General features: G+C 72.1%; 9 protein-coding genes. 8 read left to right on the forward strand and 1 reads right to left on the reverse strand.

Features of this window, described 5'->3' with window-relative positions:
• Nucleotides 1-38: 38 nt before the first annotated feature.
• The 6 genes from ACZ4UU_RS15675 (at nt 39) to ACZ4UU_RS15700 (ending at nt 10945) form a co-directional block, all read left to right on the forward strand.
• Entirely contained in the window at nt 39-1322 is a 1284-nt protein-coding gene (locus ACZ4UU_RS15675) for a carbohydrate ABC transporter permease (RefSeq protein WP_468040240.1), read from the forward strand.
• A complete protein-coding gene (locus tag ACZ4UU_RS15680; protein ID WP_468040104.1) occupies nt 1319-2233 on the forward strand; it encodes a carbohydrate ABC transporter permease in 915 nt (304 codons plus the stop codon). The genes ACZ4UU_RS15675 and ACZ4UU_RS15680 overlap by 4 nt, the downstream gene beginning before the upstream one ends.
• 170 nt (nt 2234-2403) lie before the next feature.
• Nucleotides 2404-4755: a bifunctional glycosyltransferase/CDP-glycerol:glycerophosphate glycerophosphotransferase gene (locus tag ACZ4UU_RS15685; RefSeq protein ID WP_468040105.1), complete on the forward strand. Its 2352-nt coding sequence runs from the start codon at nt 2404-2406 to the stop codon at nt 4753-4755.
• A gap of 37 nt (nt 4756-4792) precedes the next feature.
• Complete coding sequence (locus ACZ4UU_RS15690; RefSeq protein WP_468040107.1) at nt 4793-6994, forward strand: bifunctional glycosyltransferase/CDP-glycerol:glycerophosphate glycerophosphotransferase; 2202 nt, start codon at nt 4793-4795, stop codon at nt 6992-6994.
• A gap of 1 nt (nt 6995) precedes the next feature.
• Nucleotides 6996-9248 carry a bifunctional glycosyltransferase/CDP-glycerol:glycerophosphate glycerophosphotransferase gene (locus ACZ4UU_RS15695; protein WP_468040108.1) on the forward strand — a complete coding sequence of 751 codons (2253 nt, stop codon included), beginning with the start codon at nt 6996-6998 and terminating at the stop codon, nt 9246-9248.
• 50 nt (nt 9249-9298) lie between these two features.
• Nucleotides 9299-10945: a hypothetical protein gene (locus ACZ4UU_RS15700; RefSeq protein ID WP_468040109.1), complete on the forward strand. Its 1647-nt coding sequence runs from the start codon at nt 9299-9301 to the stop codon at nt 10943-10945.
• Between the two features lie 19 nt (nt 10946-10964).
• On the opposite strand, the gene ACZ4UU_RS15705 is transcribed toward ACZ4UU_RS15700, so the two are convergent.
• Nucleotides 10965-11378 (reverse strand): organic hydroperoxide resistance protein, encoded by a 414-nt coding sequence (locus ACZ4UU_RS15705; RefSeq protein ID WP_468040110.1) that lies wholly within the window; start codon nt 11376-11378, stop codon nt 10965-10967.
• Nucleotides 11379-11504: 126 nt separating this feature from the next.
• Here ACZ4UU_RS15705 and ACZ4UU_RS15710 point away from each other — a divergent pair, with 126 nt between their 5' ends.
• Together ACZ4UU_RS15710 and ACZ4UU_RS15715 are read left to right on the forward strand one after the other, a co-directional pair.
• Complete coding sequence (locus ACZ4UU_RS15710) at nt 11505-11996, forward strand: MarR family winged helix-turn-helix transcriptional regulator (protein ID WP_468040112.1); 492 nt, start codon at nt 11505-11507, stop codon at nt 11994-11996.
• A gap of 167 nt (nt 11997-12163) precedes the next feature.
• On the forward strand, nt 12164-13798 hold the full coding sequence (locus ACZ4UU_RS15715) for a glycosyltransferase family 2 protein (RefSeq protein ID WP_468040114.1): 1635 nt from the start codon (nt 12164-12166) through the stop codon (nt 13796-13798).
• Nucleotides 13799-13805 lie beyond the last annotated feature (7 nt).

Below are 13805 nucleotides of genomic sequence, written 5' to 3' on the forward strand. Positions count from 1 at the left end.
GCGGCGCGCCTCCTGCCGCACCCAAGTCGCGCAGGAGCGTGACCGGCACCCGCAGGGCCGTGGCGGCGCTGTTCCTGCTGCCCGCCCTCGTGCTGCTCGGCGCGCTCGTGGTCTACCCGATCGGGTACTCGGTCCTCCGCAGCTTCTACGACCAGTCCGGCGACGGCTTCGCCGGGTTCGACAACTACCAGGCGCTCTTCACGGACGACGGCATCCGCACGGCCCTGAAGAACAACGTCATCTGGGTGGTGTTCGCCCCGACCGTCGCCACCGCGCTCGGTCTGATCTTCGCGGTGCTGACCGAACGGGTCCGCTGGGGCACGGCGTTCAAGCTGGTCGTCTTCATGCCGATGGCGATCTCGATGCTGGCGGCGGGCATCATCTTCCGGCTGGTCTACGACCAGGACCCGGACAAGGGCGTCGCGAACGCGGTGTGGGTGGGCGTCCATGACACCTTCGCGCAGGCGTCTGCGTTCCCGAAGGCCCACCCGGGCCGGGAGTCGCCGCTCGAAGCGGCGCCGGGCGGCGGCTTCATCACGAAGGCCACCGTCAGCGCCGGCACCCCGGTCTCCCTGCCCCTCGTGGGCGTCGCCCCCGACCTGATGCCGGACGACGCGAAGAAGGCCGTACAGGCGAAGGCCGATCCGGCCGGCATCACCGGCACCACCTGGCAGGACTTCACACGCGGCAAGGGCGTCGGCACGCTCGGCGGGGTCGACGCGTCCGAGCTGGGCTACGCCGGGATGAAGATCGAGGCCGTCAAGGACGGCAAGGTCGTCGCCTCCACGAACGCCGCCGACGACGGTACGTTCACGCTGCCGGCCGCCGCCGAAGGGGCCCAACTGCGGCTGCCGCCGGACAACTTCAAGGAGCCGTACAACGGCGTGGACTGGCTCGGCCCGTCCCTCGTCACGCCGTCCATCATCGCCTCGTACATCTGGATGTGGGCCGGTTTCGCGATGGTGCTGATCGCGGCCGGGCTCGCGGGCATCCCGCGCGACCTGCTGGAGGCGGCCCGCGTCGACGGCGCCAACGAGTGGCAGGTGTTCCGCAGGGTCACCGTGCCCCTGCTGGCGCCGGTCCTCGCGGTCGTCACCGTCACCTTGATGATCAACGTCCTGAAGGTCTTCGACCTGGTCTTCATCATCGCCCCGGGCTCCTCCCAGGACGACGCGAACGTCCTCGCCCTGGAGCTCTACCGCAAGGGCTTCTCCGAGGACCAGCCGGGCATCGCCAGCGCCATCGCGGTGTTCCTGCTGCTGCTGGTGATCCCGGTGATGTGGTTCAACGTGCGTAGGCTGCGGCGGGAGGTGCGGCGATGAGTTCCGATGTCGGCGGGCTCGGCAAGGGGGCGTCGGAGCCGCTCACGGTCGTGAAGGGGGAGCAGTCGCTCGGCGGGCGGCTCGCGGGGTTCGTCAGCGGTGGGCTGGTGCGGGTGTTCCTCATCGTCGTCGGCCTGTTCTGGCTGGTCCCGACGATCGGTCTGCTGCTGTCGTCGCTGCGGCCGCCGGAGGAGATGACGGTGAGCGGCTGGTGGGAGGTCTTCAGCAAGCCCTCCCAGCTCACCTTCGAGAGCTACGACAAGCTCCTCGGCAACAGCGACATCACCGACTCGATCCTCAACACCGTGCTGATCACCGTCCCGGCGACGGTCCTGGTCGTGGTCATCGGCTCGCTCGCGGGCTACGCGTTCGCCTGGATGGAGTTCCCTGGCCGCGACTGGTGGTTCCTGGGCGTGGTCGGGCTGCTGGTGGTGCCGGTGCAGGTGGCGCTGATCCCGATCGCCGAACTGTTCGGCAACATCGGCATCTTCGGCTCGCTGATCGGCGTGATCCTCTTCCACGTCGGCTTCGGGCTGCCGTTCGCCGTCTTCCTGCTGCGGAACTTCTTCGCGGAGATCCCACGGGAACTGCTGGAGGCCGCGCGCCTGGACGGCGCCGGTGAACTGCGGTTGTTCTTCCGTGTCGTGATGCCGCTCGGCGGTCCGGCGATCGCCGCGCTCGGCATCTTCCAGTTCCTGTGGGTGTGGAACGACATGCTGGTCGCGTTGATCTTCACGGATGCCGACAGCCAGCCGATCACGGTCGCGTTGCAGACCCAGGTACGGCAGTTCGGCAACAACATCGACATCCTGGCGCCCGGCGCTTTCATCTCGATGGTGATCCCGCTGGTCGTGTTCTTCGCGTTCCAGCGGCAGTTCGTGTCCGGCGTGATGGCGGGCGCGGTCAAGTAGCGGCAGGCACAGCACACTTGAGGGGGGCGGACCGTCGTCGGGCCGCCCCCCTTTAGCTCATCCGTGATCCCCCGTATGCCGTACCTCTCCGTAACCAAGTCACTCCATTGGCCGTTGCCGGGCAAGGCGCGCTCACCGCCCACCGTCCCGGTCGACCAAGTGGATGTCCCTTGCCCAGGTTCAGTGTCATCGTCCCCGCGTACAAGGTTCAGGCCTACCTGCACGAGTGCCTGGAGTCTGTGCTCTCCCAGTCGTACCCCGATCTCGAAGTGATCGCCGTCGACGACTGCTCGCCGGACGCGTGCGGCGCGATCATCGACGAGTTCGCGGCCCGCGACCAGCGCGTACGTCCCGTGCACCTCACCGAGAACCAGGGCCTCGGGCCGGCTCGCAACGCCGGTGTCGCGGCGGCCACCGGCGACTACCTGATCTTCCTGGACAGCGACGACACCCTCACCCCCGACGCCCTGCACGCGATCGCCGACCGGCTGAAGGAGACCGGTGAGCCGGACGTCCTGGTCTACGACTACGCGCGGACCTTCTGGACCGGCGAGACGATCCGCAACCAGGTCGCGACCCTGCTCTCGGAGGAGGGCCCGGCACCGTTCCGGCTGGCGGACCGGCCGGGGCTGCTGCGGCTGCTGATGGTCGCCTGGAACAAGGCGTACCGCCGGGAGTTCGTCGAGGAGGAGGGCTTCGCCTTCCCGCCCGGCTACTACGAGGACACGCCGTGGACGTACCCGGTCCTGATGACGGCGGAGTCGATCGCGACCCTGGACCGGGTGTGCGTGCACTACCGGCAGCGGCGCCGGGGTGCCATCCTCGGCACGGTCAGCCCCCGGCACTTCGACATCTTCGAGCAGTACGAGCGGGTCTTCGCGTACGTCGACCGGAACCCCGAACTCGACCGCTGGCGGCCGATGTTGTTCCGTCGGATGGTCCATCACCTGGTGGTGGTGTTCGCCCGGCGCGACCGTCTCCCGCGCCGCAGCCGCGCCGCGTTCCTGCGCAAGGCCCGCACCCACTACCGCCGTTACCGCTCCCCCGGCGTCCCCGTACCACCGCGCGCCCGCGTCCACCACACCCTGGTCCGGCTGGGGCTGCACCGCACGTACCGCGCGCTGCAGCTGACGTTCTCCGTGGTCCGGCGTACCGCCAAGGTCACGGACCGGCTGCTGAAGGGCCTGCGCTCGGCCGTCCTGCGGCTGCACTACCGGATCCAGCGCGGCCTCCCCGTGCGCGCCGACCGTGCCGTGTTCGCCGCCCGGGGCGTCCGCGGTCACGGCTGCCACCCGGGCGCCCTGGAGCAGGCCTTCCGCACCCACGCGCCGCACATCCGCACGGCCTGGGTCGCCGAAACCGAGCAGACCGACGCCGTACCGTCCGGCACCCGCCGTCTGCGGCCCGGTTCAGCCGCCTACTGGACGGCCCTGGCCCGCTCCAAGTACCTCGTCCACAACGCCGGTTTCGACCGCCGTCTGGTCAAGCGCCCCGGCCAGGTCTTCGTACAGACCCAGCGGGGCACACCGCTCAAGCACCAGGGCCTGGACCTGCGGGAACGCCCGGCCGCCGCGGGTGACCTGGACGTCGACGAGCTCCTCGACAACGTCGACAAGTGGGACTACGTGGTCTCCGCCAACCGCCACTCCACCCTGACCTGGGAACGCGTCCACCCGGGCACGTACCGGACCCTGGAGTACGGCAGTCCGCGCGACGACGTCTTCCAGCAGGCGACGTCGGCGGACGTGGCCCGGATCCGTGACCAGCTCGGCATCCCCGAGGGCTCGGTGGTGATCCTCTACGCCCCCACCCACCGCGACTACCGCCGCACCCAGCGCACCGCGCTCGACCTGCCCCGCGTCCTGCGCCGCCTGGGCCCCCGCTACGTCGTCCTGGCCCGCGCCCACCACCGGCACGGCGGCCCGCTCACCGACGCCACCGAGCCCGGCCGGCTCATCGACGTCACCGACCACCCGAGCGTCGAGGCGCTGTGCCTCGCCTCGGACGCCCTGGTCACCGACTACTCGTCCCTCATGTTCGACTACGCCAACCTCGACCGGCCGATCGTCATCCACTCCGACGACGCCGAGGCGTACGAGGCCGCCCGTGGCACCTACTTCGACCTGCGGTCCTTCCCGCCGGGCGCGGTGGCGCGCAGTGAGGACGAGCTGATCGACATCTTCGCCACCGGGCACTGGCGGGGCTCGCGGTCCGTGCAGCTGCGGTCGGCGTTCCGGGAGCGGTTCTGCCCCCACGACGACGGGCGCGCCGCCGAGCGGGTCGTACGGCATGTGGTGCTGGGCGAGACCGGCTTGCCGCCGGTCGTGCCCCTGGACCGGCGCCACCCGGTGCCAAGTGCTCCGCAGGGGACGGTCATCAATCCGCGGGCCGGTGGGGGCTGGTCGCGCCCACGCGGCGGAGCCGCAGATGGACACGACCCGCGCCCCTTGGGGCACTGCCCAACCGGAGCGGACTTCGCTCGGCCGGCTTCGGTCGACGGAGGGCGTCCCCCTGCCTCCTGAAGAACCCTGCCGCCAGACCACTGACAGAAAGAGCAGTATGCCCCGCTTCAGCATCATCGTTCCGTCCCATGGGGTCGCCGGCCGGCTGTCCCAGGCGCTGGACTCGGTGCTCGGCCAGTCCTTCGGCGACTTCGAGCTGATCCCGGTCTGTGACGCCCCGGGCTCACCGGCGGCGGACGTGGCCGCCGGGTACGCCGAGCGGGACTGCCGGGTGGCGCCCGTGCACGCGCCGCCGACGGCCGGTCTGGCGGGGGCGCGCAACGCGGGGCTGCGGGCGGCGCTGGGCGACTGGCTGCTGTTCCTGGACGGCGACGACGTGCTGGTGCCGGGCGGGCTGGCGGCGCTGGACGCCCGGCTGCGCGAGACCGGTGACGTGGACGTCCTGTACTTCGAGCACGAGCGGACCCCGTGGTGGACGGGTGAGCCGAGCAATCCGGCAGCGCCGCTGCTGGCGCGGGCGCCGGGCGGGGTCTTCGCACCGCGCGAGGCGGCCGGGCTGACGGGCGTCCAGCTCCCGGCGTGGAGTGCGGCCTACCGGCGGGTCTTCCTGCTGGACCAGGAACTCACCTTCCCCGAAGGCCACTTCACCGACGTCGGCTTCGGCGGGCTGGTCGTGCTGTGCGCCGAGCGCATGGCGGTGCTGCGGCAGGTGGTCGTCCGGCATCTGCTGCGGCGGCAGGGCAACCGGCTGAACCTCCCCGGGGAGCACCACTTCGAGCTGCTCGACCAGGCCGAGCTGGTGCTCGCGCGGGCCGCCGAGCACGGGCTGTCCGCGCGACGGTTCGGTCCGTTGTTCGAGCAGCTCTTCGCCGCCGTACTGAAGACGGCCGCCCATCCGCGCCGGCTGCCGCACCGGCGCCGTGCCTTCTTCCGGCGGGCGAGCGGGCTCTACCGGCGGTACCGGCCCGCCGGGTTCCGTGCGCCGGGCGGAAGCGTCGGGGTCCAGCACCGGCTGCTGGCGCAAGGGGCGTACACGGTGTTCCGGGTGCTGCGCGGTGCCAACCAGGCCGCGCTGAGGGTCACTTCGTCCGTTCCGCGCCCGCGCGGGCTGCGCACCCGGCTGCGCTACCGCCTGCAGCTGCGCCGCCGCCTGGACCAGAACCTCGCCGTGTACTGCACGTACTGGGGCCGGGGCTACACCTGCAACCCCGCCGCGATCCACGCCAAGGCGCGGGAGCTGGCCCCGCATCTGCGCTCGGTGTTCCTGGTCGAGCCGGACGCGGTGGACAGCATGCCGAGCGACGTGGAGTACGCGGTCATCGGCAGCCGGAAGTACTGGGACGTGCTCGCCCGCGCCAAGTACCTGATCAACAACGCCAACTTCGCGGACGCCGTGGTCAAGCGCGGAGGCAGCGTACATCTGTCGACCCAGCACGGCACCCCGCTGAAGAAGATGGGCGCCGACCAGGCGACCTACCCCGTGGTGGCCGCTGCCACCGGCAGCTTCGCCAAGATGCTGGCCCGCGTCGACCGCTGGGACTACAACCTGACCTCCAACCGGCACTCCACCCAGATGTGGGAGAGCGCGTTCCCCGCCGCGCACGAGACCCTCGAGTACGGCTATCCGCGCAACGACGCCTACTACACGTCGACCGCCGCCGACGTCGCCCGCGTCCGCCGCGAACTCGGCGTCCCCGAGGGCAAGAAGGCCCTGCTCTACGCGCCGACGCACCGCGACCACACCACCGGCTTCGAGACCAGCCTGGACCTCGACGCGCTGTGCGAGGAGATCGGCGACGAGTACGTGGTGCTGCTGCGCGCCCACTACTTCTACGACCGGGGCGGCGCGCGCGGCGGCGGCCGGGTCATCGACGTCACCGGGCACCGCTCGTCGGAGGACGTGTGCCTGGCCGCCGACGCGCTGATCACCGACTACTCCTCGATCATGTTCGACTACGCCAACCTGGACCGGCCGATCGTGGTGTACGCGGACGACTGGGAGGTCTACCGGGAGCTGCGGGGCGTCTACTTCGACCTGCTGGAAGAGCCGCCTGGGCGGGTGGCCCGGACGCCGGGGGAGCTGGCGGCCGTCTTCCGTGACGGCTCGTGGGCGGACGAGGAGGCAGGGGCCCTGCGGGCCGCGTTCCGGGAGCGGTTCTGCCAGTTCGACGACGGACAGGCCGCCGAGCGGGTCGTACGCCGGGTGCTGCTGGGCGAGCCGCCCGAGGCGATCCCGCCGGTGATCCCGCTCGCCGAGCGCATCCCCGCCCCCGCCGCCGCGACCCTCGTGAGGAACTGACGTGCCCCGCTTCAGCATCATCGTCCCCGTCTTCAAGGTGCAGGGCTTCCTGCGGGAGTGCCTGGACTCGGTGCTCGGGCAGTCGTACACCGACTTCGAGGTGATCGCGGTCGACGACCGCTCCCCCGACAGCTGCCCCGCCATCCTGGACGGCTATGCCGAGCGCGACGCACGCGTGCGCGTGCTGCACCTGCCGGAGAACGTGGGCCTCGGCCGGGCCCGTAACGCCGGCCTGGCGGAGGCGAGCGGCGACTACGTCCTGTTCCTCGACAGCGACGACTGCTACACACCGGGTCTGCTGGCCGCCGTGGCCGCGCGTCTGGCGGCGAGCGAGGACCCGGACATCCTGGTCTTCGACCACGTACGCACCCACTGGTGGGGCCGCGGCGGCCGCAGTACTGCGGCGGACCTGCTGGCCGCGGCGGGTACGGGCACCTTCAGCGTCCGCGAGAACCCGGAGTATCTGCGTCTGTTCCTGGTCGCCTGGAACAAGGCGTACCGGCGGGACTTCTTCCTGAAGCACGAGCTGTGCTACGCGCCGGGCCTGTACGAGGACGCGCCCGTCACCTACCGCTCGATGGTGCTGGCCGACCGCGTCGCCTGTCTGGAGCGGATCGGGGTGGAGTACCGGCAGCGTCGGCAGGGGGCGATCACCAGGACGCCGGGGCGGCGGCACTTCGACATCTTCCCGCAGTACGAGGGCCTGTTCACGTTCGTCGAAGCGCGGCCGGACCTGGAGTGGGCGCGTCCGCTGCTCTTCGAACGGGCCCTGGACCACATGCTGTTCGTGCTCGCGCGCGAGGACCGGGTGCGGCCCGCCGACCGGCCCGACTTCTACCGCGAGATCCGCTCCTTCCACGCCCGTCACGTCCCGGAGGGGGGCTTCACCCTGCCCGACGGATGGCGCGGCAAGGAGATGCGGCTGCTGGCGACGGCGCCCTACGCGTCGTACGCCGTGGCACGCGGGCTGCGCGAGGTGCGCCGGGTGGCGGGGGCCGGGAAGCGACGGGTGACGCGGGCGGCGTCACAGCGGGCCCAAGGGGCCTGGTACGCCGCCCGGTCGAGGCTGCCGCTCGATCCCGACCTGGCCGTGTACTCGGCGTTCTCGCATCGCGGGGTGCTGGGTGATCCGGCGGCGATCCACGCCAAGGCCCGTGAGATCGCGCCGCACATCAAGGGCGTGTGGGTGGTGCGGGAGGACGCGGTGGACGCGCTGCCGTCCGGCACCGACTTCGTGATTCCGGGCTCGCGGCGCTACCACGAGGTCATGGCGCGGGCCACGTACTGGGTGAACAACGTCAACTGGCCCGGCACCCTGGCCAAGCGCCCCGGCAGCGTCCACGTCCAGACCCACCAGGGCACCCCGCTCAAGTACATGGCGGCCGACCTGCTGACCAAGCCCGGCGCCCGGCACGGGTTCGACGTGCCGAAGATGCTGTGGCGGGCCGACCGCTGGGACTACAGCCTGGTCGCCAACCGGCACTCGGAGCTGGCGTGGGAGCGGGCGTACCCGTGTCACTTCACCTCGCTGCGGACGGGCAGCCCGCGCAACGACGTGCTGGTCGACGCGGGTCCGCAGGCCGGTGAGGCCGTCCGTGCGCGGCTCGGTGTGCCCGCCGGGGACACCGTCGTGCTGTACGCGCCGACCCGCCGGGAGTACCGCAGGGGCGGGCATGTCGACCGGATCGACCTGGCCCGGTTCGCCCGGGACCTGGGCCCGGGCCACACGCTCGTCGTGCGGCTGCATCCGTCGCTGGCGCAGGGCACGGCTCGCGGGATGGGGCTGACGGATCTGCACCGGCGGGGCGTGCTGATCGACGCGACGGACGAACCGCGGGTCGAGGACGTGCTGCTCGCCGCCGACGTCCTGGTCACCGACTACTCCGCCCTGATGTTCGACTACGCCAACCTGGACCGGCCGATCGTGATCCACGCCGACGACTGGGGGGCGTACGCGGCGAGCCGGGGCGCCTACTTCGACATCACGGCCGACGCGCCGGGTCATGTGTCGTGTTCCTACCGGGAGTTGGCGTGGTTGTTCGCGTCCGGGACGTGGCAGGACGGGGAGTCGGCGCGGTTGCGGGCCGGGTTCCGGGAGCGGTTCTGCGAGTTCGACGACGGGTTGGCCGCCGAGCGGGTCGTCCGGACGCTGATGCTGGGTGAGCGGCTGTCGGAGCGGCCGGGCGGGGTGGAGCCGGGCGAGGTGGGACGGGTGCCGGCTCCGGCGGCACCGGGGACTCACTCGATGAGGTGATGTGAGGCGGAGCCGTTGCCCCGGCCGGTCCGGCCGGGAACATACGGCAAATGCCTCAAACCCACACAGACTCCACGACCAGAGCCGCGGGCGCCTCCGTCGGCGTCCTCGTCCGGAGGACCGTGCGCGGCGCGAGTGCCCTGCGCGGCGGCCGCAGTTGGCGTCCGACGCCGTACCAGGTCTTCGGCTTCGCCTTCTTCCTGGTGATGTCAGTGGCGTACTGGGCCGTGCCGTTGTGCTGTGACGCGGGCCAGCACGCGGCGGTCGTGGAACGCCTCAAGGCGAACCTGCTCCACCCGCGCCACCCGATGGCGGACCTGCCGGGCGCTGGCAGCCCGTACTACTCGCCGTACGCGGTCGTGCAGGGCGCGTTCGCCCGGCTGACCGGGCTGGGCGGCTGGGAGGTGGTGCGGCTGGCCGGCGTGCTCAACCTGCTGGTGCTGCTGACTGGTATCGGCCGTCTCGTGCGCGTGCTGACGCCGAGGCCGTGGGCGCCGGTCCTCGCGCTGGGGGCGATGACGCTGCTGTGGGGGACCGAGCGGGCCTGGTGGAGCGGCTATCTGAACCTGATGTCGATGACCGGGAACCTCGGCTACCCGTCGGCCTTCGCCATCGGGCTGACCTTCTGGGCATGGGCGCTGACGGGAGCGCGGGCACGGGGGCAGGGGCAGGGGCGTGGTCACGGGCATCGGCCGGACCGGGGGGTGGTGCGGTACGTCGGGCCGAGCGGGCTGCCGGGTCTCGCCGGGTACGTCGGGCTGGGCGCGCTGTACGGGCTGATCCTGCTGGTCCATCCGATCACCGCGGTGGCGGCGGCGCTGGGGGCGGTGGCGTTCGTCGCCGGATGGCAGCGCGGGTGGCGGCGGGGGGCGCGGGGTGCCGTGGTGGTGCGGTGGGGGGCGACGGCGGGCACGGCGGTGCTGGTCGCCGGGGGCTGGCCGTACTTCGACGTGTTCGCGCTGGCCGGGGACAGCAGCGTCGACTGGATGCACCGTCGGCTGTACGCGGACCTCGGCGGGCAGTTCTGGCTGGCGCTGCTGGGGCTGCCGGCGCTGTGGCTGCGGTGGCGGCGGGGGTCCTGGCGGGATCCGCTGGTGCTGCTGTTCACCCTCGACTGCCTGGTGGTGGCGTACGGCTGGGTCAGCGGCCACTACACGTACGGCAGGATCCTCGGGCTCACCCTTGTGCCGCTGCAGTTCGCACTCGCGGTGGAACTGACGACGCCTCGGCCGTGGGGCGGGCTGCGGCAGGTGCTGGGCGGGGCGGCGGCCGTCGGGGCGTGCGTCGGGTTCCTCACCGTGCAGGGCGGGGCGGTCGTGCCGCGCGTACTGGACCCGATCGGGCTGGAGCAGCCGTCGTTCTGGCCGTCGTACGCGTGGGTGGCACGGCATGTCGCCAAGGGCGAGGTGGTCATCTCCGACGGGCACTTCGCGCCCCGCTCGCTGCCCGGATACGGGCCGAACCTCGCCGCGCCGATCTGGCCCGATCCCGCCCTGGACGAGCGGGAACGCGAGCGCCGGCTCGCCGATGTGCGCGCCTACCTCGCCCCGGACTCGACCCGCGCCGGGCGCACGGCCGTCGCCCGGCGCTACCACGCGCGCTGGCTGCTGCTGACGCGGTGGAAGCGGGTGCCGGAGGAGGCGGTGGTGGTGGCGTGGAGCCGGGAGACGGGGGAGGTGCTGGCGCGGATCGGGTGACCGTCGGGCCGGGGGTGGGTTACTCGATGACGAGGTCGACGTCGATGTTGCCGCGGGTGGCGTTGGAGTAGGGGCAGACCTGGTGGGCCTGCTCGACCAGCTTGCGGCCGGTCGCCTCGTCCAGGGTGTCGGGCAGCTCGACGCGCAGCGTCACCTTCAGGCCGAAGCCCTCGCCCTGCTTGCCTATGCCGACCTCGGCGGTGACGGCGGCGTCGGAGACGTCGACCTTGGCCGCGCGGCCGACGAGGCCGAGGGCGCTGCCGAAGCAGGCGGCGTACCCGGCGGCGAAGAGCTGCTCCGGGTTGGTGCCCTGCCCGTTGCCGCCGAGCTCCACCGGCATGGCGAGCGCGAGGTCGATCTTGCCGTCGTTGGTGACGGCGCGGCCCTCGCGGCCGTGGGTGGCGGTGGCGACAGCGGTGTAGAGCGCGTCCATGGGAAACCATCCCTCTCGAGTCGAGTCACGGTCGGCGGCTCTGTCCGCGGCCGCCGCACGACCACAAGTAGAGCACACAATTCAATTGGACACAACTAAATGATGGGCACGAGCTACCCTGGAACCATGACGACCACGCCCGCGGCCGACTGGCTCCGCCTCGACCAGCAGATCTGCTTCTCCCTGAACGCCGCGTCCCGCGCCTTCGGCGGCGTCTACCGCGTGGTCCTGAAGGACCTCGGACTCACCTATCCGCAGTACCTGGTGATGCTGGTGCTCTGGGAGCACGGCGACCTGCCCGTGAAGAAGCTGGGCGAACACCTGCGCCTCGACTCCGGCACCCTGTCGCCACTGCTCAAGCGGCTGGAGGCGGCGGGCCTGGTACGCCGGGAGCGCAGCGCCCGCGACGAGCGCTCGGTGGAGGTGCGGCTGACCGAGGAGGGCACCGCGCTGCGCGAGCGCGCCCTTCAGGTGCCGCGCCGGATCGCCACCGCGACGGGCTTCGACGTGGACGAGATCCGCGCACTGCGGGCACGGCTGGACCAGCTCACCGAGGCGCTGGACGCCGCGGCGGCGGAGGAGGCGGCGGCAGAGGCGGCAGCTAGGCGCGGCGCGTAGCCGGCCGGGGTTTCGCGCGGCCGTAGGGGCGGTGAGGCCGCCGCCTGCGAAACGCCGCCGCGCGCGAGTGAACCCGCCTTCACCTCCCGACGTCTTCCGGAACGCGCCCCAAGTCCCCCCTAACGGGCGATTGCGCATTATTCCTACGATTCCGGAACGTGGCCCCCATGCACGCTCACGCCTCCCGCACCGCGCGCGCCCCACAGGTCGGTGTCATCGTCATCGGCTACAACGACGCCGCACATGTGACGACCGCCGTCCGCTCGGCACTGGCGCAGGGCCCCGTAGTCCGTGAGGTCGTCGCCGTGGACGACTGCTCGACGGACGACAGCGTGGACCGGCTGGCCCGCCTCGCCGCGACCGAGCCGCGCCTGAAGGTGGTCCGGCGCCGGGTCAACAGCGGCGGTTGCGGCAGCCCGCGCAACACCGGGCTCGACCGGGTGACCTCGCCGTATGTGATGTTCCTGGACAGCGACGACGTACTGCCGCCGGGCGCGGTGGACGCGCTGCTCGCGGCGGCGACGGGGGCGGACGCGGAGGTGGCGGGCGGGCTGTGCGTGCGGCGGGAGCTGCCCGGGGGGCGCGAAGTGCCCTGGCAGGCGCCCCTGTACGCCACGCACACCGTCATCGAGCATCCCGCCCAGCGCCCGCGCCTGGTCCACGACACCCTCTGCGTGAACAAGCTCTACCGCACCGACTTCCTGCGCGAGAACGGCATCCGCTTCCCCGAAGGCCGCTTCCCCTACGAGGACTTCGTCTTCACCGCGCGCGTGCTCGCCGCCCGGCCGCGCATGGCCCTCGTCCCCGACCGGGTGTACGTCTGGCACGTGCGCCGCTCGGCCGACCGGCTGTCGATCTCCCTGGACCGCGCCGGCATCGCCAACTGGCGGGCGCGCACGGAGGCGAGCCGGCTGGCGTACGAGATCCTGCTGGGCGCCGGACAGAAGGATCTCGCGCGGGCGGCACGCGCCAAGTTCCTCGACCACGAGCTGCGGATGTACGCCCGTGAGCTGGGGTTGCACGACGAGCGGTACCAGCGCGCGTGGTGGGCGCACACGCGGGCGTGTCTCGCGGAGTACGACGCGTCCGACTGGGCCCACAACCCCACGGCGCCCGGCCGTCTCATCGGCCGCGTCGTCCTGGCCTCCCCCGACCCCCGCGACCTTCCCCGGCTGAGGGACCTGGCCTCCCGCCCGGCCCGCCTCCTCCCGCCGTACGCCCGCTCCCCCGACGGCACTCCCGTCTGGTCGGCCGACCTGCCCGATGTCACCCTGGAGCCGCTGCTGACCCGCCCCGTCCACGTCCTTCCGCTCGCCGTCGATGCGGAACTGCGCCCACGCGCGCGTACCGCACTGCTGCGCCTGCGCCTGCACGAGCTGTACGGCAGGGTGGCGCAGGCGGGGCCGGAGGCGCTGGAGGTGGAGTGGCGGTGCCGGGAGACGGGGGTCGCGGCGGGGGCGGGGGCGGGTACGAGGGTGGCGCTCGGGGCGTGCCCCGCTGACGGAGACGGTGTCCGGTCGGCGGAGGTGACGGTGGACTGGGCGGCGTTCCGGGCGGGCACGTGGGATCTCCGGCTGCGCGTGCGCTTCCGGGGCGGCGCGTACCGCGAGGTCACGGCGCACGCGGTGACGGGTGCCGGTCTGCTGCGCCGACGTGCCGCGATCGGCGCCGGTCACGCCGTGGTCCTCGTCCAGCCGTACGCCACCCACTCGGGGGCGCTGGCGCTGCGTGTCGCCCACGGTTCACGGGGGGTCATGTCGGTTGTCCGCGGCAGAATCCGCCGCCTGCTTCACTGTCACTGACTTCACT

The sequence above is a fragment of the Streptomyces sp. NPDC028907 genome (assembly GCF_055564995.1).

Excerpts from the sequence above, each read along its gene's own strand:
- ACZ4UU_RS15680 (WP_468040104.1), top strand. The coding sequence starts at position 1,319 with ATGAGTTCCGATGTCGGCGGGCTCGGCAAGGGGGCGTCGGAGCCGCTC.
- ACZ4UU_RS15690 (WP_468040107.1), top strand. The coding sequence starts at position 4,793 with ATGCCCCGCTTCAGCATCATCGTTCCGTCCCATGGGGTCGCCGGCCGG.
- ACZ4UU_RS15700 (WP_468040109.1), top strand. The coding sequence starts at position 9,299 with ATGCCTCAAACCCACACAGACTCCACGACCAGAGCCGCGGGCGCCTCC.
- ACZ4UU_RS15705 (WP_468040110.1), bottom strand. The coding sequence starts at position 11,378 with ATGGACGCGCTCTACACCGCTGTCGCCACCGCCACCCACGGCCGCGAG.
- ACZ4UU_RS15710 (WP_468040112.1), top strand. The coding sequence starts at position 11,505 with ATGACGACCACGCCCGCGGCCGACTGGCTCCGCCTCGACCAGCAGATC.
- ACZ4UU_RS15715 (WP_468040114.1), top strand. The coding sequence starts at position 12,164 with ATGCACGCTCACGCCTCCCGCACCGCGCGCGCCCCACAGGTCGGTGTC.